The following is a 21,214-nucleotide window of genomic DNA, read 5'->3' as shown; positions in this document are numbered from 1 at the left end:
TCCTGTCAACTTTGCCGTCAATTTGATAGCCGGCTTAATTGCCTACTGCCACCAGCCCAAGAAGCCCTCCCTGATCAACGATGCTGCCTTGCCTGCTTAACCCGAACTCACGTTACTTAGGAAAGATACTCAGGCAAGAAAAGTTCTGCGGCGTTAATAGCCCCCCGCTCAATTGGGGGACAAAAGACAAATTGAAAGTGAAGCGTCAACAAGCCAGAATTGGGATGAAGTTCTACTCCGCTCGCCAGAAGCGTCGCTCAAAGTTAATTTTGGCTGTGTGTCTCATCTCGTCGATAACGAATTCCGTTCACTTCTAAAGTTGGATTAGCGGAACTGTAGTTTTCCAGCTCTCGAACATCGTCATCAATATAGAAAATGGCTTGAATGGGACCATAGCGCTCTCGAATCGCCAACTCGATGCGCTCGGCAATTAGAGAAGCAATTCCCATAAATTCTGGATGCAGAATTAGATGCATCTGTACCAACACCAAACGCCCGACAATTCCTCGCGACTCAATCTGGTAACAGTGGGTGACGCCCCCAACCTGACGGGCAATTTGCGCCAAAACTTCGGGAGCGATCGCAGTCTGCTGCACCATCAGCGGTAACTGCCAATTCACGACGTACCAACAACTTCTCGCGGCTAGAAGAACCAAAAAAACCGCCAGCATTACGTCGAGCCAGAAAATCCCCCACATCACTCCTACCAAGCCTGCTACCACCAAGAGGGTCAGCCCCACATCCTTGAACAACTGAATGGAATTAAACCGCACAGCAGGGCTATTTAAAACTCTGGCTTGGTACACGCCGATGAGGGCGAGGACTAGGGTTGTGGAGGCAACCACTCCCAGCAATTGAATTAGGGGTAGACTCACTGAGGTGGGATACGGGAGATCGACAACCCTGGTCGCAGCGACTAGCTGCTGGGCGGACATTCCCAGTAAATTTAAGCAAGCAAAGCCCAAAAAAGCCACGAGCAGAAGCGTTGCCACGCTTTCCAGTTTGCTATGACCATGCACTTCGCGCCCTGCTAGACGGTCGGGTGCGGCAGTGACGAGCAAACTCAACAGGATACTGAAGCTGGTAATCAGGGTGTGCAGCGACTCCGCTAGCAGGCTGAGCGATCGCGTTGTCCAACCTGCTGAAACTTTAATGGATAAAACGAACAAGGTGAGCCAAAGCGTCGCAAATAAAACCCGACGACTGGCGCGATAGCGATTCTTTGCCTCGGTCATAGCCTTTTAAGGAGTTATTAGTTTTTGGTTGTTAGTGTTTAGAAGTTTGGTTACTCTAGCAACGAACAACGAACAACGAACAACTCATGTCAAACCCTTCTTTTTCTAACCAGGTAGTTGAGGTCAACTCTCCCGGTTTAGATGCCAAGGCGATTCGATTATTAGTTTTAGACATTGATGGCACGATTGCCGGTGTATCCAACACTATCAGAGAACCTGTACTTCGGGCAATTCGTGCCGTTCAAGCAAAGGGTATTCACGTTGCGATCGCGACAGGTCGGATGTATCGTTCTGCTTTGCGCTTCCATCAACACGTTGGCTCCACATTGCCTGTGATGGCTTATCAAGGTGCTTGGATTCAAGACCCCATCAGCCAGAAGGTTCTGCGTCACTCGCCGGTTTCTGAGCCAATGGTATTGCAACTGCTGGAACACTTTGAGGAACCGGAATTGCGATCGCTGCTTTCCGTCCACTTCTACATCAACGACCAGTTGTATGTCAGAGAACTGACATCGGCAACCAAAGCTTACTCAGAACGCTCCGGCATCCAGCCTATCGTTGTTGGCGACCTGCGGAATACCCTCTCGATTGCTGAACCGACGAAAGTTTTGGCGCTCTGTGACGATACAACCGTGATTGAAAATTTGCTCGGAACGTTACGAAAGCGTTACACCCCAGCCGAACTTTACCTGACTACCTCTGTTGCGACTTTCTTTGAAGCGACTCACCCTAGTGTGAATAAAGGAACAGCAGTGCGTTACTTAGCCGAAGAGATATTAGGGCTAGACGCCGCTAATGTCATGGCGATTGGCGATAACTTTAATGATTTGGAGATGCTTGAATACGCTGGGATTGGTGTTGCGATGGGGGATGCACCCGCAGAGGTTCAAGCGATCGCGCAGTGGGTGGCTCCTAGTGTAGAGAAAGATGGTGCCGCCGCTGCCATTGAAATGTTTCTACTTTAAAACCCTTTAGATCAGAAAGAGGACCGACGACTGGCCGTGTTTCGTCTCGGTCCCCTCACTGGTTCGCTCCTCACACAAGAGCAATAGTATTGCATATCATTCCATTTGTCTAGTGCTTTTTACAAAATTTTCTAACTAGGGGTAGGTGGTGGTACGACTAAAGTTCGATGGGTGCCAAGATGCCCAGCCTGTCTTGCAACAGGAATTTCAAAATTGTGCGAGTTACCCCCACTAACCCCAATCTTGCCTGCGCCAGATCGGGTATCTGAGTCTTGACTTCGCCAAAAATGCGACATTCACTGTAAAAGGTTTCAAAAGCCTGAGTCGCATCAAACGCCCGTTTTCCCCACTTCCGTTGATTCATGCCCCCCAGTTCATCTAGCAACCCCAACAATTGGGCGATCAAGTGGCGTTCTGCTGGATGAATCAACTGGAGTTGCCCGTCCGCAGTCAGCCAAGGAATTGGCTCTGGGTAGACTAGCATCAGTGCAGGCGAGTCATTGAGCTGGATTATCTTCTCCCGATGCCCTAAGCGCAGCAAAGAGCAGCAACGGGCATGGATATACTGTACTTTTGAAAGACTTGATAGGGGTTGGGGGTAAGTCATCGGTACCCGGTAATCGGGAATTGGTAATAGGTAATTGGGAACTCCCTGGCTTTGACTCACCCCTACTACCAAAAGCTGCAACCAACGGGCTATTTCCGTATCGGTGAGTTGGAAGTCAATGAAACCGGGAGGAATCACTTGAATTGTCAAATTTTGTAAACCCACCTTTCCCTGAGCGTCATCGACGCTAGTACAGAGATAGGCAGCTAGCTCAGTTGCAATTTCCAATGCTGGCAGGTGCCAGAGAGCTGCAAATTTGAGGGCGACACTCGACCTGTATCGGATGCCTTTACCCTCCTGAAATCGCTGGAGAGGGATTTCAGCGCCGCTCATCAACTCAGCCAACGGCGTATTTTCCTCTGGCGGATGTGAAGCGATCGCGTCCTTGTCGAGAAGGTATCTTTCTCTGTACAAACCGATAGCTGCTTGTAGCTGAATAAGCATCTGCTGCTTCAGCGATGGGCAATGAACAGCCGGTAAATTCACCTTCACAGTCACTCCCTTTGAAAGGCGTATTTCGCTTATCTAGTCTAGTTTTATGACCTCTACCTAAGGTTAGAACTTTCCCAGAATAATATCTAACTCAAGCAGGCGCGTGAGGAAGTATTTTTTGCTACCTTGTAAGCTTGGTAAAATTTATAAAAGATCATCGCTTGCCACTTATGCAATCACCATCCTCCACATCAGAGGTATCTCGACCGTTTTTAACCTGGCAACGGATTCTAGACTGGGCGCAGGAACACTACCGTTATCGGACTTTCAGTAAAGATGAGCGAATTCCAGCTAGACCAGGACTTTTGTATCTAGTCCAACGGGGTGCCGTCCGCTTAGTCGGTACGGCTCAAGTTAGTGCTAACACCAGTTCTTCCGCGGCTAAAGTTCTGCGTTTGAGTCCAGAAGAAGCTTTTTTAGGCTTTGTGGGTGCAGGACAACCGTTTGAAATTGTTGCCCAGTCACCGTTTACCCTTCAGGCTTATGCCCACGTCGATCAAACTTCTGTAGTTTGGATGTACTGGCATGACCTGGACAACTGGCCTCACTTCCGTCGCGAAGTATTTGATGCGTTCCGGTATCAGCACCAGCGCAAGCTACTGTGGCTGAGTACCCTAGGACAGCGACGGACAATCGATCGGCTGTTGGGATTCCTGACGCTGTTGATCGAAGAATTTGGCGAACCCCAAGATAGCGGTTACTGTCTGCCATTTCCCCTAACTCATGCCCAAATTGGCAGTGCCATCGGTTCTACCCGTGTCACTGTGACTCGCTTAATGGGTAAGTTACGTCAAAAAGGATTAATCAGAACTCAAGGGGATAATTTGCTCTGTTTACCTGCGTCTGCTTTGAGTGTTAACAATAATTAGCTTTTTGAGCCGATTGCCATCAGTTTGTTGTCCTAACGATAGCTCTTTCATGGCTAGCAGCTCATTAAGGACGAAGGGGTACAAAATCGTAGCCGGTACCGGAGATGGTACCCGGTTGAATGCGGACGAGAATGACGGCAGCATTGCGATCGCCTGACGGTAAAAACCGGACGATGCCCGATGCCCCAGTAGACGAAAAATCCGATGCAATTAGGGATTTTTGGACTCCGATTCGGGTAGGATTGCGCTGCAAGGCTGCAATCAAAGCCTGGGTAGCGTCATAAGACAAAGCGGTACGCCAACTGACATCGCCACCCCAGAGTTGTCGGGATTGGCGGGGAAAGTTAGAAGTCGGATCGCCATTGATATGCCAAGGCACTGCCAGCACCATCTCAACTGCTGCCTCACCGCCCACTTCCAAAGTCTTGGGTGTGTAAACATCATCTCCCCCCAAGAGCTTTAATCGTTTGCGATTTAGCTGCACGACTTGCAGGGCTTTGTCTAAAGTGTCGGTATTCGCTGCTAACATTAGCACCTGGGCACCTTGAGCGATCGCTAGATCGATACTTCTAGCAGCACTAAAACCCGGTTCGGATAAGTCAAACTCATTCGATACTTGCCCGCCTCCTAAAGATACGGCAGCGACAAATTCCGATTTCAGCGATTGGCTATAAGCACTCCGGGAATTAAAGAAAACGGCTGCATTTTTCCGTTGCAATTTGTTGAGCATATAGTCAGATAATGCCCTGGCTGCTACGTAGTCACTAGGAACTGTCCGAAAAACATAGCGGCTAAAACCGGAAAGTTTGATTGAGGTGCTGGTCGGGGAAATGATGACTAATTTGCCATCGTTATAAGTAGTTCCTGCCGTCAAAGTGACATCGCTCGAATAAGGGCCGATAACACCTAACACTTCTGGATTATTGACCAAGGCGGTAGCAATTTGTTTGGCAATTTCTGGATTATTATCGTCATTCGCGATCGCTACTTTTACCGGAATTCCTTTAATTCCCCCAGCTTGATTAATTTCAGTTTGAGCTTGAGCGACGCCCCGCAACATTTCTAAAGCTCCATTTACATCCGTACCAATTGGCACGGAGACGGCAATGGTGTAGCTGATTTGCTTGCCGATCCGGGCATTATTGAGATAAATTAAAGTTTCTGGATCGTTGCGATTCGCTTGGAGGGATGATTGAAAGTTAGCGATCGCGCTAGCAAAATCCCCGCTTGCAAATGCTTGCACTCCTGCTTGTTTCTCGGAGTTAGCATTCGCCGTTGCTAAAGATTTTTCCCCTATACTAATTCGAGTGCTGATAGAACCTGGTGCGATAGGAACTGGACTTGATTTCACCGAATCAGGGTTTCCCGGAGCAATTGGGGGACTGGAATTGCTCTTAAACCACCAATAACCAGCCCCCAACAGACCTGCTGTAATCAATAGGGACAGAACAAGAACCGTTGTTTCATTTTTATGGGACATGGATGGTTAAGCAGGAAGAAATAGGTCTTATTGATAAGTCTAATTAAATTCTTTTTCGCGTTGAAATATTTAGTTTAAATCACGTTTTAAACGAGAGTAATTAGCGGAGCCTAACAAATCCAGCCTCAGAAATCAGTTGCTGTCCTTGTTCTATCTGCAACAAATTTGCATAAGCTTCACCCGCTTGCTGTTCTCTCTGACCATTCTGTTTAATAATCACAAATAGCTTCCGAGTCAGGGGATATTGACCCGTTTGAAAAGCCTGAATATTCAGCTGATTGCGTTGACTAGGGCACGTTTGCAGCGGCACAAAAGGCTCTTGGTAAGGCGTTACAAATTCACCCGCTCTCCGCCCAACTGGCAAAGGCTTGATACTACATTGTGGAACCACTTCAGGAGCAGAAGCAAAGTAAATTCCTCCAGGGCTACCACCAAGTTTTTGCAGTGCTTGAGTCGTGGTAGAGACAAATTCAACATTGGCACTAAAAGGTTGACCGTTCAAGACTTCTTCCACAAATAGTTCCACCGTTCCTCCAGCATTTGGGGAACGAGAATAGGGTTTAATTGGGATATCCGGGCCGCCTAATTCTTGCCAATTAGTAATCTTGCCCGTATAGATAGATTTCAACTGATCTAAGGTCAAACCTGGGATATTCAGGTTTGGGTTAACCGCGACTGCCAATCCATCAATTGCGATCGCAATCTCTTTAAGCCCGAACCCTCGCTGCTGTGCCTGGTTATACTCGCTCGTCAGAATCGGTCGCGAAGATTGGGCGAAGTCTATTTTCCCGTCTAGTAACATTCTGATGCCAGCGCCAGAGCTAGCAGGGCCGGTATTTGGCTCAACATAGCGCAGCCGAAACTCAGGTCGCGCCGCTTGCATCCGCGAGTCTACTGCGAGTCGAATCGGTGCCCAAGAGGTGCTGCCACCGTAGCTAAACAGCCCAGTAGGAACGTTCTGCACTTGGGGAAAGCCTTCGCCGGTGGAGGGTGTTGAGCGATTGGGCTGATTTTCCCGATCGTTGGCAGCAGAATCGCTAGGATTGGTGGTTTGGTTTAAACGACCGAGGTCAACACCAGACCGCTTGGTAAACCACCAAAAGCCAGCGCCTAATAAAGCAGCAGTGAGCAGGAGGGCTAAGACGAGAACCGTGGTTTCGTTTTTTTGGGACATGATGGTTACTCAGGAAGCTCACGATTAGCTTAGAGAAAATTAGCAAGTAATTTATAAATTAGGCGAAATAGAGCCGTCACTGCGATCGCGCCTGCTCCAGCCAACATAGCCACAAAAACGACTATCTCCAGGGGAAACCCGTCTCGTAAAACGGGAAAAAACAGCATAATTGCCAGGGTTATTCCCGCAATAATGAATAAATCCAATTTTTCAATGAAGCGGCGGTATTGAGCAAACAACAGACCCCCAATCATCATCCCCAACAATCCAACGCTCAGCCCTGGGGATGGCAGCAAACTACCCAAACCAATAAATAACAATCCGCCTTCAAACCCCGTAAAAGCTGCTCCTCCTAAAACCTCCAGTAGAGAAAATCTCGGTCGAGAGGCGGGTTGAGAAATGGGGGCGGGTGGCTGAGGGGTCGGGGCTGGAATTGGAGGCGCGGCAGCGGCGACTGGAGCGGCGACGCGGGTAGGCATCTGAGTCGGTGGTGCCGGAGGCGCAGGGGACGGTGATGAAGAAGTCAGGGCGTGCAGCACTTCATCAGCAGACTGAAACCGTTGATTCGGCGCACTCAAGAGCATCTGGTCTAAAATATCGGCGAAGCGATTCCACTCACTAGCTCCCGCAGCGCTAGCGATCGCACCCGCATGAGGTCTCCAATTCCACTGATTTGTATAGACATCAAATAACTCAGTTGGCTGCTTGCCCGTGAGTAGGATAATGCAAGTCACCGCCAAGGCATACAAATCTGTTGAAGGATACACTTGACCCCCAGCCATTTGCTCTGGTGGTGCAAATCCCATCGAATAAATTCCGGTTGACGATCCACCAGGCGTTGCCTTCGTCACCTGCTTAACAGCACCAAAATCTAAGAGATAAAGCCGACCGTTGCGATGGCGCATAATGTTGGAAAGCTTGATATCTCGGTGGATGGAGCCGCTATCATGAACAAACTTTAGCACCGGCAGGATTTCTCGCAGCACGAATAACACCTCGTCTGGGGAGAACTGCCCCTTCTGCGCCAGTTCCTCTTCTAAATTATGCCCATCGATGAATTCCTGCACCAGATAGAAAAACTTGTCCTGTTTTCCCGGTTGAATGCTGGGGACTGTGATATCAAAGAAAGCAAACAAGTCGGGAATTTGAGGATGGCTGCCGAGTTCTTCTAAAACTTCTCCTTCCCGTGCAAATAGATTTTGGGCAATTTGTAGCTGATCCGGCGTTAAATCTCCCACTGGCTGAAACTGTTTGACGACGCATCGGCGCATTCCAGGCGTGCGGCGATCGCGTGCCAAAAACGCTGCACCAAATCCCCCTCGTCCTAACAGCTTTGCCGATAGATACCGACCATCTAAAATCAGCTGCATTCCACAGGCGGTGCAATACTTCTGCTGCACCGTTTTGACAAGGTTGTTGTCATCAAGATCGGCAAAAAAATTCAGGGGACGAGGGCAGCCGGGACGGGTACAGTAAATTTCCATGAGGAGTTACTGGTCAAATCCTAATCGATTGTTGCTAATTGCTAATTGTTTAAGAGCTAGTAGCCATACTTCCATTCGCGATTAGCAACTAACAGCTGGCTAATACTAGAATTAACTGCCTGCGGAGTTAGGAGCAGCTGCCTTGAACCCATCGGCTTCTATGGGAGTGGATGCTTCCATTTCTCTTCCCCATCCGGGGGAGGCAAAGGCGGGTAAAATTTCTTGGCTAAACGCTTCTGCTGCTTTGGAGCGGTAGCGATTTGGGTTCACAATCACCCATAGCATCCGCTTGACCACTACCTCTTCAATTTTTGCGTAGTGGAGGATGCCCATTTGCAACTCTTTTTCGATCGCCGATAGGGAGACAAACGACGCCCCAAGTCCTGCCTGCACGGCATTTTTAATTGCCTCAATCGAGTTAAGTTCCATCTCTATTTTGAGGCGTCGGGTATCGATACCACAGCGAGTTAGCACTTGGTCAATCACCTTGCGGATGGTGGATTGGGAGTCTAAGGCAATGAACTGCAATTTGTAAAGATCGTCTTTTTGGATAGTCCCAATTTTGGCGAGGGGATGTAAAGCTGGCAAGATCAGCGCTAGTTCATCTTCAGCATAAGGAATAATTTTTAGTGCTTCTTGTAGTTCCGAAGGAACCTCTCCCCCAATGATTGCCAGGTCAACTTGCCCGTTGGCGACACTCCATGCCGTGCGGCGCGTCGAGTGAACGTGTAATTGTACTGCTACATCTGGATACTGCTGGCGGAACATCCCAATCATTCGGGGCAGTAAGTAGGTTCCTGTCGTCTGCGAAGCTCCTATAATCAGGGTGCCACCCTGGAGATTTTGCAAGTCTTCAATGGCGCGGCAGGTTTCTTGACAAAGCGTCAAGATTTTTTCGCCGTAGCTGAGAAGTAGGTGCCCTGCTTCCGTCAGTTGTGCCCTGCGTCCTCCCCGGTCAAACAACGGCACATCCAACTGCCGCTCTAAGTTTTGGACTTGGAGGCTGACAGCGGGTTGCGAGACGTACAGGCTATCGGCGGCACGCTTGAAGCTTCCCTCGGCGGCGATCGCTTTAAGAATGCGGAGTTGGTCTAAAGTGAAAGGAAGGTCAGACATACAGGCTTTACCTGAAAAGGGAAAGGAGCGACTGAGGCATAAAGCTCGGCGATCTGTTAGCTTTTTGTCGGTTGTCAGTTGTCAGTTGTTGGTTACTGCTGACATTTGACCGATGACCCATCACCAATGACCGAAGGATCGCTAAGCGCTCTCTTGCGAGAGATGGGGCTGGACTCAAGCGATTGATAGCCCACTTCGTTGTAAAGCCTCTCAGTCATCGACAGTAACACAACACGAGATCAAGTCTCTCAGGGAATACTTGGGGGGTCTATTTTCTACTGGAAATTACGTAAAAGTTTATGAATTTCTTTCGCCTTCTGACTCCTAGCCACTACATAATGCTGGGACTGCTTTTTGGGTTTGCGATCGCTCACAGTGGTCTCGCTGCACTGCGTCCTTGGGGCGAAAAAAAAATCGGCCCCCGCCTCTACCGCATCTTATTTGCCCTCGTCAGTCTTCCTCTAGCAGTGGTGTTGATCGTTTATTTCATTAATCATCGTTATGATGGGCTGCAACTGTGGCAAGTTCAGGGCGTCCCCGGCGTTCAGTCGGTGGTGTGGGTGCTTTCGGCTATCTCATTTCTGTTTCTTTATCCAGCAACTTTCAACTTGCTAGAAATTGCTGCCATCGAAAAGCCTCAAGTGCATCTTTACGAAACCGGCATTATCCGCATCACCAGGCATCCCCAAATGGTTGGACAGGTGATTTGGTGTATTGCTCATACGCTTTGGGTCGGCACAACTTTTACCCTCTTAACTTCAGTAGGGCTAGTGCTGCATCATTTATTCGCAGTTTGGCATGGCGATCGCCGTCTCTTGGCTCGCTATGGGGAAGCTTTCGAGGCTGTGAAAGCTCGCACCTCTGTTGTCCCCTTCCAGGCGCTCCTGGAAGGGCATCAAACCCTGAAATGGCAAGAGTTTCTCCGCCCTGCGTATCTGGGGGTCACTGCTTTCATTCTGCTGTTGTGGTGGGCGCATCCCTGGTTGATCCAGGCGACAGGTGTTGTCAGATGGTAGTGTGAGTTCCGCAATTATGCTGAGCCACGCGATCCCAAATGGATGTAGCATGATTCCAAATAACTTTCAGCTTAATTACGTTCTGGTTCTACCGCCTTAGCTTCCCCATAGATGCCTAGACGTAGTAGATACGCACTGGCATACCAGTTGCGCTAGAGTAAGCTGAAGGATTTTACTTCATTGTTTATTGTTCCACTTCCTCCTTTTGGCTGACTTTCAATAGTAAAAGCGAATAAAACTAGAGGGATCATGGTGCTTTCTGTTAACGAACGGACGTTTACACAAGAAGTTTTAGAATCTTCCACCCCAGTCCTAGTTCATTTTTGGGCACCCTGGTGTGGATTATGTCGGCTAATTAACCCCCTCCTGACTAGAGTTCAATCCGAATGGGGCGAACAAGTCAAATTAGTTGGAATTAATGCCGATCAAAATTTAAAACTGGCGAATACTTATCGCCTCCAGACTCTACCCACGATCGTTCTGATTGAAAACGGCAAGGTAGTTCACCGCATTGATAGCTTTCAAGGGCGGGATGATTTACGCATGGCATTAGAAAAAATTATGGTAAGTTATTTGCCAAATTCTGCCTGAAGTTGGAGATAGCTGCTCCTATCCAAGACAAATAGGACTGACGCAGAGATCCCCTTTACATCCGCCGATAAAGTGGGGAATTGTCCGGTTCCCCGTTTTCAAGGGGGGTTTGGGGGATCTCGGTTTCAAGCTTTCAGTGCGTAAATCCCGATCAATTTTTTCGCTGCTTGTAACTGTTCAACCTGAATGCAACGTTTTACCCGTTCTTAAACTCACCGATTCTCTCTATCGGTGGGTTTAATTTTTGGCTGACAAGTTTCTGGCTGTCTAAACTGTTAGTTATAAATACTTTAGAGACCGTCTGTGTCACAATGTAAACGGTCTTACCAAGTTAGTTAAGAAATATAAAGTAGGCGTCAGTGATGGAACTGCTCTATCAGTATGCCTGGATCATCCCAGTCCTGCCGCTAGCTGGGGCGATGCTGGTCGGTCTGGGACTAATCTCGATTAATCGATTTACCAACAGTCTGCGGCAGTTAAATGCCGTGGTTATAGTCTCCCTGCTAGGGATGGCGATGGGTTTCTCCTTGGCGCTGCTCTGGAGTCAAATTCAAGGTCATGCTACCTACACCCGTACCCTGGAGTGGGCAGCCGCGGGGAATTTTCACCTGAATATGGGCTACACGATTGACCACTTGACGGCCCTGATGCTGGTCATCGTGACGACAGTTGCCTTCCTGGTGATGATTTACACCGATGGCTACATGGCTCACGATCCGGGGTATGTGCGCTTCTATGCCTATCTGAGCCTGTTTAGTTCCTCCATGTTGGGTTTGGTGGTCAGCCCCAACTTGGTACAGGTTTATATTTTCTGGGAACTGGTCGGTATGTGTTCTTACCTACTGATCGGATTCTGGTATGACCGCAAGGCAGCAGCCGATGCTTGCCAAAAGGCTTTTGTCGTCAACCGCGTCGGCGACTTCGGGCTGTTGTTAGGGATGCTGGGGCTGTACTGGGCGACGGGCAGCTTTGAATTTGACGTAATCGGCGATCGCCTGCAAGCATTTGTCGCATCAGGCTACCTAAGTACCGGCCTTGCGGCTCTGTTCGCAATCTTAGTGTTTATGGGACCAGTGGCAAAATCTGCTCAGTTCCCGTTGCACGTCTGGCTACCAGATGCGATGGAAGGCCCTACCCCCATCAGCGCCCTGATTCACGCGGCAACGATGGTGGCTGCGGGCGTCTTCCTAATTGCGCGGATGTATCCCGTGTTTGAAGGCATCCCAGTGGCAATGAACGTGATTGCCTGGACGGGTGCCTTTACTGCATTTTTGGGGGCAACCATTGCCATTACCCAAAACGACATCAAGAAAGGTCTCGCTTATTCCACCATGTCCCAGCTGGGCTACATGGTAATGGCAATGGGCGTCGGTGCCTATACTGCCGGTCTATTTCACCTAATGACACACGCCTACTTCAAGGCGATGCTATTTTTGGGTTCTGGTTCTGTGATTCACGGCATGGAATCAGTCGTAGGTCACGATCCCGCCTTGGCTCAGGATATGCGGATGATGGGCGGACTGCGGAAGTATATGCCGATTACCTCCCTCACCTTTTTGATTGGAACGCTCGCGATCAGCGGGATTCCACCTTTCGCTGGGTTCTGGTCGAAAGACGAAATTCTAGGCAGCGCTTTTGGGGCAAATCCGGCGCTGTGGTTCGTCGGCTGGCTGACGGCTGGAATGACTGCTTTCTATATGTTCCGGATGTATTTCCGGACATTTGAGGGCAAATTCCGAGGGCATGAATCAGGCATCAAGCAGGAACTACTGGGGGCTGCTAAATCTCCCCAGGTCGAATACGCTTTTGGCCCTGGGGCGATGGATACCAGAGAGTTATCCTCCAAAGCCCATGACAGCCATGATGACCACGGTCATAGCGAGTATCCGCACGAGTCGCCGCTGACGATGACGCTGCCCCTGATTGTTCTGGCGGTGCCGTCGATGCTGATTGGTTTGGTTGGGACGCCTTTCCACAATTATTTTGAGGAATTCATTCACGCCCCCGGCGAACCGCTGACTGAGGTGCTGGAAAAAGCCACTGAGTTTGATTTGACAGAATTTCTGATCATGGGGGGTAATTCGGTCGGAATTGCCTTGATTGGAATTACTCTGGCTTCTCTGATGTACTTGAGAGGCAAGATCGATCCCGCTGCGATCGCTGCTAAAATCCCCTTCTTTTACAAGCTGTCGCTCAACAAGTGGTATTTCGACGAAATCTATGACACCCTCTTCGTTCAAGGGTGCCGTCGCTTAGCGCGACAAGTCATGGAAGTGGATTTCCGCGTGGTTGATGGCGCAGTCAACTTCACCGGCTTAGCGACGCTGTTGAGTGGTGAAAGTCTGAAATACTTTGAAACTGGTCGCGTCCAATTCTATGCCCTGATTGTGTTTGGGGCGGTGCTAGTGGGCGTGATTGTCTTTGGTGTGACTTAAATTTAGAAACCGCTCGCTGCGTGTTTCTACCCGCTGTCAACAAAAGATAAAAGGAAAAAGCCGAAAACTTTTTCCTTTTTCCTTTTTAAGTACACTTACTCATAGCTGACAGCTAAACCTTATTGCTCACGATTTGATATCTCATGAATACAGCTAATTTTCCTTGGCTGACTTTTATCATCCTGTTCCCCATCGCGGCATCCCTGTTGCTTCCGTTAATACCCGATAAAGATGGTAAGACGGTACGCTGGTACGCCCTCATTATTGGGCTGATTGATTTCGTGGTGATGGTTTATGCCTTCTATACTCAGTACGACTTTTCTAATCCCGGTCTGCAACTGGTGGAAAGTTACTCCTGGGTACCCCAAATCGACCTAAGGTGGTCGGTGGGCGTAGATGGCTTGTCAATGCCGCTAGTATTGCTTACCGGCTTCATCACCACCCTGGCGACTTTGGCAGCGTGGCCCGTGACGTTTAAGCCGAAGCTGTTTTACTTTTTGCTCCTGGCGATGTACGGCGGTCAGATTGCAGTGTTTGCGGTCCAGGATATGCTGTTGTTTTTCCTGGTGTGGGAACTGGAACTGATTCCGGTGTACCTGCTGCTGGCAATTTGGGGCGGTAAGAAGCGTTTGTACGCGGCTACCAAGTTCATTCTTTATACGGCTGGCGGGTCGCTGTTCATTTTAGTAGCCGCCTTGGCGATGGCGTTCTACGGCGATACCGTGACGTTTGATATGAGGGCGATCGCTGCCAAGGATTACCCCCTAACTTTCCAACTCTGGATCTATGCAGGGTTTCTGATTGCCTACGGCGTCAAGTTGCCGATTATTCCCCTGCATACTTGGCTACCAGATGCTCACGGCGAAGCAACTGCACCAGTGCATATGTTGCTAGCAGGAATTCTTCTGAAAATGGGCGGTTATGCTCTGATTCGGATGAATGCCCAGATGCTACCCGATGCTCATGCCGTGTTCGCGCCCGTTTTGGTGATTTTGGGCGTTACCAACATCATCTACGCAGCCCTCACCTCTTTTGCTCAACGGAACCTGAAACGGAAAATCGCTTATTCCTCGATTTCCCACATGGGATTTGTGCTGATTGGAATTGCCACGTTTACTGACTTGGGTTTGAGCGGTGCTGTACTGCAAATGGTTTCCCACGGTTTGATTGGGGCAAGCTTGTTCTTCCTTGTGGGAGCCACTTATGACCGCACCCACACCCTGATGCTGGATGAAATGGGCGGCGTCGGGTTGAGGATGAAAAAGATGTTTGCCATGTGGACGACTTGTGCCCTCGCGTCATTAGCATTGCCAGGGATGAGCGGATTTGTGGCAGAAATCATGGTGTTTGTTGGCTTTGCGACCAGCGATGCTTATAACCCCACTTTCAAGGTCGTGGTGGTCTTTCTAGCCGCCGTTGGCGTGATTCTGACCCCCATTTACCTACTCTCGATGCTGCGAGAAATTTGCTACGGGCCGGAGAATAAGGAATTAGTGGAACACGAAGCCTTGATCGATGCGGAACCACGAGAGGTGTTCATCATCGCCTGTCTGTTGGTGCCGATTATTGGCATTGGCTTGTACCCCAAAATCCTGACTCAAATTTACGACGCAACCACTTTGCAGCTGACGGAGCGACTGCGAGGTTCAGTTCCGACGCTGGCGAGTGGGCGACAGGTTCCGACCCAAGCACAGGCGGATATTCCCCTGTTGTCGTTGCGGGCACCAGAAATCGGCAATCGCTAGACAATTCAAAGGTGAAAAATCGCAAAAATTTTCTTGATGTTTGAGTTTTCAGCTTGCTAAATTTTCATAATCAATAATCCTTTTTGGGGCGGAATTAAATATCCGCCCTTTTTGTTAAAAATTACGAATTCATCGGCAATAGTATCAAATGTGTGATGGCGGATGCAGGGGAATTTCTATCAGAAATTGCGCCCCCTGACCGGGCGCTGAAATACATTTGAGTTGACCGCCGTGTTTTTCGACCACAATTTGATAGCTAATCGACAACCCAAGCCCTGTGCCAATACCGACAGGCTTAGTTGTGAAGAAAGGATCGAAAAGTCGCTTTCTGACTTCCTCTGCCATTCCTGGCCCATTGTCGGAAATCTTGATTGCGACTCGGTTATTTGTCAACACGTCGGTACGAATCCGAATGATACTGGCGTCGGCTTTGATTTGTTCAAGCGATCGCTTTTTGTTAGACTCATCCAAAGCATCAATTGCATTGGTGAGAAGATTCATAAATACTTGGTTAAGCTGCCCTGGATAGCACTCTACTTTAGGTAGGTTGCCATATTCTTTGATTAGCTGGATAGGGGGATGATCTGGTTTGGATTTGAAGCGGTTTTGCAGAATTAGGAGCGTACTTTCGATGCCTTCATGAATATCTACCAGTTTCATCTCGGCTTCGTCAAGGCGGGAGAAATTGCGTAAGCTACGCACAATCTCACAAATGCGCTCTGCCCCCACATTCATTGAAGAAAGTAATTTAGGCAAGTCCTTGATGAGAAAATCTAGGTCAATCGCGGCAATTTCGTCTTGAATTTCTGGCGTTGGATGGGGATATTGCTGTTGATATAGTTGCAGCAACCCAAGAATGTCTCGCGTGTATTCGCTCGCCGGAGCTAAATTCCCGTAGATGAAGTTAACGGAATTATTGATTTCATGCGCGACTCCAGCCACTAACTGACCCAAACTGGACATTTTTTCACTTTGAACCAGTTGAGACTGAGTACGTTGGAGTTCCTGAAGCGTGGTTTCGAGCCGGGTGGCGTGCGCTTGCGCGATCGCTGCGGCTTCACGAGTTTGAGTATAAAGTTCTGCTTGGTTAATCGCGATCGCGACTTGGTCGCAAACCGCCGAAAGCAGTTCCACTTCATCGTCATGCCAAGTTCGAGGACTGCTAAATTGACCGCAGGCAACTACACCAAGTTCGCCCGTGCGAGTCATTATCGGAAAATTTAGTATAGAAACGTACCCCAGCGATTGGAAGAACTGCCGTGAATTGGGGTCGGTTAACGCTTCAATATTATCCAAATGGATGATTTCTCGGTTTAAGAGTTGTATTACTTGAAAACTGGTCGGTTCCTCTGGATAGCAACCCAGAAAGCTAGGCAAATTGTCTACCTTCGCTTCATGCAATATCTCCCAACTTGCCGATTCACCATTGGGACGATACCACATGAAAAGGCACTGCTCAATTTGCAGCAGCCTGCGGATTTCCTGCACGGCTGTTTCCAAGATGGTATTGAGATCCAGCGAACTGCGAATTTGACTAGCAAGACGATTGAGTAGTTCTTCTCGCTGCGCGAGTTCTCGGAACCGAGCTTCTGATTGCCGCAACGCTTCTTCCACCTGCTTGAGAGCGCTGATATTACTTCCGGTGCCGATAATTCGATAGATGCGACCCGCAGCATCCCGCAGTGGAGTTAAAGTCGTTAGCCAATAAGTGTCTACACCCTGCAAGGGAATGCAATCCTCGTAAAAAGTACATTCCCCTGCGACGAGACATTTTGTATATCTCTCATGCAAGGAATTACCTAACTCTAAACCAAATAGTTCATGGGGAGTTTTGCCCATCGCTTGGGCACTACTGATGCCAGTAACCATCGCTATCGGTCGATTCCAGCTAAGGTAGCGAAAAACCCCTTGTGCGTCCACATCTAAAACAAAGATGGCGTTTTCCACGCCCTCGTAGATGGAATGGAAAAAGTCCTCACTCTGGATCATCTCTGCCGACAGGATCAATCCACCCCTTTCCCCGCTTGGGTGCTTCCAAGGATGCAGGCTCCACTTTATCGGCACCGAGGAACCGTCAGGGCAAACAAAGCTACTTTCCTGAAACTCCCCTGAACTCGCCCCAGATAAAACTAGCTCAGCCTTGTGCCGCCATTGGTCGGGAAGGTGAGGAAAAACTTCGTAATGCGATCGCCCAATCAGATTTTGCTCATCCAGCCCGTAATCGATTAGCCACTGACGAGAAGCGAGCAAGTAACGCATCTGGCGATCGCACATCGCTACGGCAGTGGGTGTATGTTGCAAAAATAGCCCAAACAGCTCTAAATTGTCTGAGGCGTTCATAGGTCGGCAAAGGCTCTTTTTGTAATGGCATTCAAATTTAGAGGTTTTTAGGGTGAAATGCCCTAAACATTGCAATATTCAATTATCTAAACATTTAATTTAAGGCATCCACTCTAGTACGACGCCAACCCGACTATCTTTGCGTTGTCTTGCATTTTGCTTCTCAATGTCTGTCGATAAGCGCAGGTTGCGGGTAAAGGCATAGCCGACGGAAAGCTTTGTAATTCCGACTTCTTCATTCGTTGCTGGAGCAACCCAACTCTGAGTTAAGGAGATATCGGCTGCACCAGTGCGAGATAAAACGAATATCAGCTTCGCACCCACATGTAAGCCATCTGTTGAGTATCGGTCAGTTTCCAAATGTCGATAGCCCACCAGGGGCGCGATATTAACGTAGCCACCCAAAGGAAGTACGTAGTACCGTAAATCTGCTCCATAAGCCTCGCGCTGACCCTTGAACGCAGTGTGATAATCCCCACTGACGGTTAAGCCGGTGCGACCCATAAAAACATCCTCCACACCAATATTGACTCCCCCGGCTTGCCCAGATGAAGGAAACTGGGAGTAACCGAGGCGCACCCTAGTCCGAAAGCTGGGATCATTGCGAATTTCTTCTAGCACATTCGGCACGTCTCGCCGCCAACGCTGCAAAACCGGGCTATTTTCAATCATTTCTGGACTTAAATCTAACTCGCTTGCCTCTGGCTTGGACGTTCCTGGCGGCTGGGTTTGAGTCTGGGTTTGAGCCTGGGTAGGCGAGATCCCCAAAATCAGAGAAGTGCCGATTGCGAACAGGATAGAGTTTCGCGCAAAGGCGCAAAGGCGCAAAGAAAGGCAAGTTAGCGTCTGTGCGTCTAGCGGGCTGAGGCGCGAGATGCTAAAGGTCTTCGTCATGGGGGTTGCGTCAGTTCTATATTTATGAGGAATTTTGATAAGGATAAAAAAAGTGGCTCTGCTTAGTGCAGAACCACTTTAGTTGAGGGAAGATGCTCAAAATTAGCGGGCTTTACCTTGCACGGCAGTCATATCAATCGGCTTGATTAGGTACAGGCGCAGCAGCTGCCAAGCGTTAGAAGCATAAAGGGGTAGCTTCTGGAACAATTGCAGGAATTTGGGGGTGTTGGAGGTTGCGATCGCACCCAGCTTCTCATTATTTTTGATGCACACTTCTAGGCGCTCGTAAAATTCTGGCTTCTCTACATCCAGAATCACTGGGAACACCCGTCCTGCGGTTTCGTTGGTCTTCTGAATCACGTGAATGTCATATTCCCGTGCATCCAGACCGAGTGTGGCATAGAATTTGGAACGCTGGATGTCGTTGAGATACATCGTCGCAAACACTGACAGCAGGAAGAAGCGACACCACAGCTTTGCTTTCCAATCATTCAAGAATTGGGGTTGCGCTCTCATTACGGCATCGAAGAAGTCTCCGTGCCGGTTTTCATCCTGGCACCAGTTTTCAAAGAAGCGGAAGATTGGATAAACTCGGTTTTCGGGATGGGCTTCTAGGTGCCGGTAAATGGTGATATACCGCCAGTAACCAATCTTCTCGGACAGATAAGTCGCGTAGAAGATGAATTTCGGCTTAAAGAAGGTGTATTTGTGATTCTTGGTCAGAAATCCCAAATCTAGTGACATATTGAAGTCTGACATTGCCTTATTCAGGAAGCCAGCATGACGAGCTTCATCCCGCGACATCAAGTTAAAGCCTTCTGCCAGAAGCGGGTTTTTGTCCTTCAATCGGCGTCCGAGTTCTTTGTAGAGTAGGAATCCAGAGAATTCTGCTGTGCAGGAACGCTCTAGAAATTCAATAAATAACTGGCGCGTCTCCCCATCAATATGATCCCAGGATTGGTCAAACTCGGCATCCCGCACGAAGTGGTGACGGTTGTAGTCAGCGCGGAACTCTTCCATCAGCGCCTTGAGTTCATCTTCATTTGGCGACAGATCCATCTTCGCCATTTCATCAAAGTCGGTGGTGTAGAACCGGGGCGTCAGTAGGGTTTCTTTCGCAGGTACTTTCACCCCTGGTCTTAATTCTTCAAAGCTGGGTTTTTTGAGGGAATCCACCATATTCTTTGTCTCTCTTGTTTCTCTTATTATTATGATTCCGTCGCTTTCACTCAAAGGCTTGCGTTCCAGTCTACCAATCTACACGAGAGCGATCGCACTTGCTACGTTAAGACTTACTACACGCTGTCAAGTTTTGTGACATCTTCAAAGTTCTTGTTGCTCAATTCCTAGGTGCAAGAGTGAAGAACAAAATCCTATGATTGAAGTTGGACATCTGAAGCGCTAGGAATCTTATGAAGAACGTCTCGACTGCCTATGTTCTTTGGCTAGCCTGTTTTTTGTCCCCACCAATAGCGGGGATGCATCGCCTATACAATGGCAAGATTGGCACGGGGCTGCTGTGGCTGTTTACGTGGGGTTTGTTTGGGGTCGGGCAGTTCGTGGATTTATTCCTGATTCCCGGCATGGTGGAAGAACATAACGCCAAGCTGCAAGACCGCTTGGGAGTATCCTCTACGGGCGTACCTCTATCGCCACCTGCGATCGCGCTTACCAAACAAGAGCTTACCCGCGATCAACTAATGGTTAAACTTGTGAAAGCCGCTGCTGCTAGAGGTGGCAAACTTTCCGTTACCCAAGCGGTGATGGATACAGGTGTAAGCTTTGCCAAGGCAGAAGCCACTTTGAAAGAAATGCTCAAAAGTGGCTACGTCATGGTTGACAATCACCCAGAAACTGGCGTTGTCATTTATGAATTTATCGAGTTGTAATGGCTCATTAGTCATTAGTAATTATCCAATGACTAATGAAATTCACCTTTCCCGACTAATTTCTTTCCAGCCACTTTTGAGCATTCAACCGCTGCGTCACGCCAAACACCATTAAATCCAGCGTGATCTTGCGCTCATCGCACAAAAAAGGCTCAATGATACTGGGTTTAGAGCCTTCAAAACAGGAAAAAGCTCTTTGTTTTTGGATGTCTTCTTCGGGAAAATAAAGGTTAAAGTTCCGCTTTCCCCCTTGCCAGCTCCCGTTGACTTGCCAGCATTCTGAGATTTCTTGAAGCGGTTTCTTGTCAAATTTCAGCTCTAAATTTTGGACGCCCTTTTTTTCAAGTGCTGTTTTCAAAGCTGGTAAATAGTCTTGTTGAATAAACTCAACAAAAGGCTTGTCTTCTACCGCAGGTGCCTTCTCTTTTTTAGCCGCTTTAGCAGCTGGCTTATCCCCTTCTGGCGACTCGTCCTTTTTAGCAGCTTTGGCACCTGCTGGCTTATCTGCTTTAGCAGCTTTGGCACCCGTTGGTTTATCCTCTTTAGATGCTTGAGCGGTTTTTTTAACATCTGGTTGAACCTGAGCCGAGTCATCTGGGGTTGATGCCTCTGTCGAAGATTTTTCTCCAGCCGCATTCGGATTCACCTCCGGATTCACAGCTTCTGGAGCGGGTGCGTTTGCTGTAGGAATGTCGGTTGCTACGTCAGAATCCGTACTGGGAGCATTTTCTTCAGAAACACTGGGAGCCTGCTTGTCAACAGTGCTAGGAGCCACCTCTCCGGCGTCATTGTGATTGGTTTCTTCTGCCATTGGACTTATCCGCAAGTTGGTGATTTTTTTGAATGTATGCAGCATGGATGAAGGTAGGATTTACAATCCCG

The 21,214-nt window shown here is 48.8% G+C and carries 17 protein-coding genes and 1 pseudogene; 8 read left to right on the top strand and 10 right to left on the bottom strand.

From position 1 onward, the window contains the following. A pseudogene (locus NDI33_RS16750) lies at nt 1-100 on the top strand (IS982 family transposase); the annotation flags it as partial. A gap of 163 nt (nt 101-263) precedes the next feature. On the opposite strand, the gene NDI33_RS16745 reads toward NDI33_RS16750, so the two are convergent. Then, entirely contained in the window at nt 264-1,235 is a 972-nt protein-coding gene (locus NDI33_RS16745) for a cation transporter (RefSeq protein WP_190672758.1), read from the bottom strand. 86 nt (nt 1,236-1,321) lie between these two features. Between NDI33_RS16745 and NDI33_RS16740 the strand changes: the two genes are divergently transcribed. Beyond that, nucleotides 1,322-2,200 carry a Cof-type HAD-IIB family hydrolase gene (locus NDI33_RS16740; RefSeq protein ID WP_190533298.1) on the top strand — a complete coding sequence of 293 codons (879 nt, stop codon included), beginning with the start codon at nt 1,322-1,324 and terminating at the stop codon, nt 2,198-2,200. A gap of 157 nt (nt 2,201-2,357) precedes the next feature. Here the strand turns inward: NDI33_RS16740 and NDI33_RS16735 are convergent, their stop codons facing one another. Beyond that, nucleotides 2,358-3,251, bottom strand: coding sequence for a DALR anticodon-binding domain-containing protein (locus tag NDI33_RS16735; protein ID WP_348245650.1), 894 nt, complete (start codon nt 3,249-3,251; stop codon nt 2,358-2,360). Nucleotides 3,252-3,469: 218 nt separating this feature from the next. Here NDI33_RS16735 and NDI33_RS16730 point away from each other — a divergent pair, with 218 nt between their 5' ends. Beyond that, nucleotides 3,470-4,168 (top strand): Crp/Fnr family transcriptional regulator, encoded by a 699-nt coding sequence (locus NDI33_RS16730; protein ID WP_190413159.1) that lies wholly within the window; start codon nt 3,470-3,472, stop codon nt 4,166-4,168. A gap of 64 nt (nt 4,169-4,232) precedes the next feature. Here the strand turns inward: NDI33_RS16730 and NDI33_RS16725 are convergent, their stop codons facing one another. The 4 genes from NDI33_RS16725 to NDI33_RS16710 all read right to left on the bottom strand — a co-directional run bounded on the left by NDI33_RS16725 (nt 4,233) and on the right by NDI33_RS16710 (nt 9,422). Next, on the bottom strand, nt 4,233-5,648 hold the full coding sequence (locus NDI33_RS16725) for an ABC transporter substrate-binding protein (protein ID WP_190672751.1): 1,416 nt from the start codon (nt 5,646-5,648) through the stop codon (nt 4,233-4,235). Between the two features lie 100 nt (nt 5,649-5,748). Continuing rightward, complete coding sequence (locus tag NDI33_RS16720) at nt 5,749-6,822, bottom strand: PstS family phosphate ABC transporter substrate-binding protein (protein WP_190672749.1); 1,074 nt, start codon at nt 6,820-6,822, stop codon at nt 5,749-5,751. A 29-nt stretch (nt 6,823-6,851) separates the two neighbouring features. Then, a complete protein-coding gene (locus NDI33_RS16715) occupies nt 6,852-8,306 on the bottom strand; it encodes a serine/threonine-protein kinase (protein ID WP_190672746.1) in 1,455 nt (484 codons plus the stop codon). 111 nt (nt 8,307-8,417) lie between these two features. Beyond that, nucleotides 8,418-9,422 (bottom strand): LysR family transcriptional regulator, encoded by a 1,005-nt coding sequence (locus NDI33_RS16710; protein WP_190413151.1) that lies wholly within the window; start codon nt 9,420-9,422, stop codon nt 8,418-8,420. Between the two features lie 299 nt (nt 9,423-9,721). Between NDI33_RS16710 and NDI33_RS16705 the strand changes: the two genes are divergently transcribed. The 4 genes from NDI33_RS16705 to NDI33_RS16690 all read left to right on the top strand — a co-directional run bounded on the left by NDI33_RS16705 (nt 9,722) and on the right by NDI33_RS16690 (nt 15,209). Continuing rightward, complete coding sequence (locus NDI33_RS16705) at nt 9,722-10,438, top strand: NnrU family protein (protein ID WP_190672743.1); 717 nt, start codon at nt 9,722-9,724, stop codon at nt 10,436-10,438. 249 nt (nt 10,439-10,687) lie between these two features. Continuing rightward, nucleotides 10,688-11,029, top strand: a complete 342-nt coding sequence (locus tag NDI33_RS16700) for a thioredoxin domain-containing protein (protein WP_190413147.1) — start codon at nt 10,688-10,690, stop codon at nt 11,027-11,029. 362 nt (nt 11,030-11,391) lie between these two features. Beyond that, on the top strand, nt 11,392-13,464 hold the full coding sequence (locus NDI33_RS16695) for an NAD(P)H-quinone oxidoreductase subunit 5 (protein WP_190427835.1): 2,073 nt from the start codon (nt 11,392-11,394) through the stop codon (nt 13,462-13,464). A 143-nt stretch (nt 13,465-13,607) separates the two neighbouring features. After that, nucleotides 13,608-15,209, top strand: coding sequence for an NAD(P)H-quinone oxidoreductase subunit 4 (locus NDI33_RS16690; RefSeq protein WP_190427834.1), 1,602 nt, complete (start codon nt 13,608-13,610; stop codon nt 15,207-15,209). Between the two features lie 144 nt (nt 15,210-15,353). On the opposite strand, the gene NDI33_RS16685 is transcribed toward NDI33_RS16690, so the two are convergent. The 3 genes from NDI33_RS16685 to acsF form a co-directional block, all read right to left on the bottom strand. Further along, nucleotides 15,354-17,549 (bottom strand): ATP-binding protein, encoded by a 2,196-nt coding sequence (locus NDI33_RS16685; protein ID WP_190672740.1) that lies wholly within the window; start codon nt 17,547-17,549, stop codon nt 15,354-15,356. Between the two features lie 99 nt (nt 17,550-17,648). Continuing rightward, the gene (locus NDI33_RS16680) at nt 17,649-18,443 is read right to left on the bottom strand and encodes a hypothetical protein (protein WP_242033007.1); all 795 of its coding nucleotides are present in this window, start codon (nt 18,441-18,443) and stop codon (nt 17,649-17,651) included. A 102-nt stretch (nt 18,444-18,545) separates the two neighbouring features. Continuing rightward, a complete protein-coding gene (gene acsF / locus NDI33_RS16675; RefSeq protein WP_190413139.1) occupies nt 18,546-19,622 on the bottom strand; it encodes a magnesium-protoporphyrin IX monomethyl ester (oxidative) cyclase in 1,077 nt (358 codons plus the stop codon). Between the two features lie 233 nt (nt 19,623-19,855). On the opposite strand from acsF, the gene NDI33_RS16670 reads away from it, so the two are divergent. Then, the gene (locus NDI33_RS16670) at nt 19,856-20,332 is read left to right on the top strand and encodes an NINE protein (RefSeq protein ID WP_190413137.1); all 477 of its coding nucleotides are present in this window, start codon (nt 19,856-19,858) and stop codon (nt 20,330-20,332) included. A gap of 55 nt (nt 20,333-20,387) precedes the next feature. Here NDI33_RS16670 and NDI33_RS16665 read toward each other — a convergent pair whose 3' ends face one another. Continuing rightward, a complete protein-coding gene (locus tag NDI33_RS16665; RefSeq protein WP_190672737.1) occupies nt 20,388-21,143 on the bottom strand; it encodes a DUF2996 domain-containing protein in 756 nt (251 codons plus the stop codon). Nucleotides 21,144-21,214 lie beyond the last annotated feature (71 nt).

The sequence above is a fragment of the Trichocoleus sp. DQ-A1 genome (genome assembly GCF_039961955.1).
GTDB lineage: Bacteria > Cyanobacteriota > Cyanobacteriia > Cyanobacteriales > FACHB-T130 > FACHB-T130.
Note: the sequence above shows the minus strand (reverse complement) of the source record. Positions and strands in the feature narration are given on the sequence as shown.

What these genes read in the sequence shown, in the direction of transcription:
- NDI33_RS16745 (WP_190672758.1), bottom strand. Translation starts at nt 1,235, where the DNA reads ATGACCGAGGCAAAGAATCGCTATCGCGCCAGTCGTCGGGTTTTATTT.
- NDI33_RS16740 (WP_190533298.1), top strand. Translation starts at nt 1,322, where the DNA reads ATGTCAAACCCTTCTTTTTCTAACCAGGTAGTTGAGGTCAACTCTCCC.
- NDI33_RS16735 (WP_348245650.1), bottom strand. Translation starts at nt 3,251, where the DNA reads ATGCTTATTCAGCTACAAGCAGCTATCGGTTTGTACAGAGAAAGATAC.
- NDI33_RS16730 (WP_190413159.1), top strand. Translation starts at nt 3,470, where the DNA reads ATGCAATCACCATCCTCCACATCAGAGGTATCTCGACCGTTTTTAACC.
- NDI33_RS16725 (WP_190672751.1), bottom strand. Translation starts at nt 5,648, where the DNA reads ATGTCCCATAAAAATGAAACAACGGTTCTTGTTCTGTCCCTATTGATT.
- NDI33_RS16720 (WP_190672749.1), bottom strand. Translation starts at nt 6,822, where the DNA reads ATGTCCCAAAAAAACGAAACCACGGTTCTCGTCTTAGCCCTCCTGCTC.
- NDI33_RS16715 (WP_190672746.1), bottom strand. Translation starts at nt 8,306, where the DNA reads ATGGAAATTTACTGTACCCGTCCCGGCTGCCCTCGTCCCCTGAATTTT.
- NDI33_RS16710 (WP_190413151.1), bottom strand. Translation starts at nt 9,422, where the DNA reads ATGTCTGACCTTCCTTTCACTTTAGACCAACTCCGCATTCTTAAAGCG.
- NDI33_RS16705 (WP_190672743.1), top strand. Translation starts at nt 9,722, where the DNA reads ATGAATTTCTTTCGCCTTCTGACTCCTAGCCACTACATAATGCTGGGA.
- NDI33_RS16700 (WP_190413147.1), top strand. Translation starts at nt 10,688, where the DNA reads ATGGTGCTTTCTGTTAACGAACGGACGTTTACACAAGAAGTTTTAGAA.
- NDI33_RS16695 (WP_190427835.1), top strand. Translation starts at nt 11,392, where the DNA reads ATGGAACTGCTCTATCAGTATGCCTGGATCATCCCAGTCCTGCCGCTA.
- NDI33_RS16690 (WP_190427834.1), top strand. Translation starts at nt 13,608, where the DNA reads ATGAATACAGCTAATTTTCCTTGGCTGACTTTTATCATCCTGTTCCCC.
- NDI33_RS16685 (WP_190672740.1), bottom strand. Translation starts at nt 17,549, where the DNA reads ATGAACGCCTCAGACAATTTAGAGCTGTTTGGGCTATTTTTGCAACAT.
- NDI33_RS16680 (WP_242033007.1), bottom strand. Translation starts at nt 18,443, where the DNA reads ATGACGAAGACCTTTAGCATCTCGCGCCTCAGCCCGCTAGACGCACAG.
- acsF (WP_190413139.1), bottom strand. Translation starts at nt 19,622, where the DNA reads ATGGTGGATTCCCTCAAAAAACCCAGCTTTGAAGAATTAAGACCAGGG.
- NDI33_RS16670 (WP_190413137.1), top strand. Translation starts at nt 19,856, where the DNA reads ATGAAGAACGTCTCGACTGCCTATGTTCTTTGGCTAGCCTGTTTTTTG.
- NDI33_RS16665 (WP_190672737.1), bottom strand. Translation starts at nt 21,143, where the DNA reads ATGGCAGAAGAAACCAATCACAATGACGCCGGAGAGGTGGCTCCTAGC.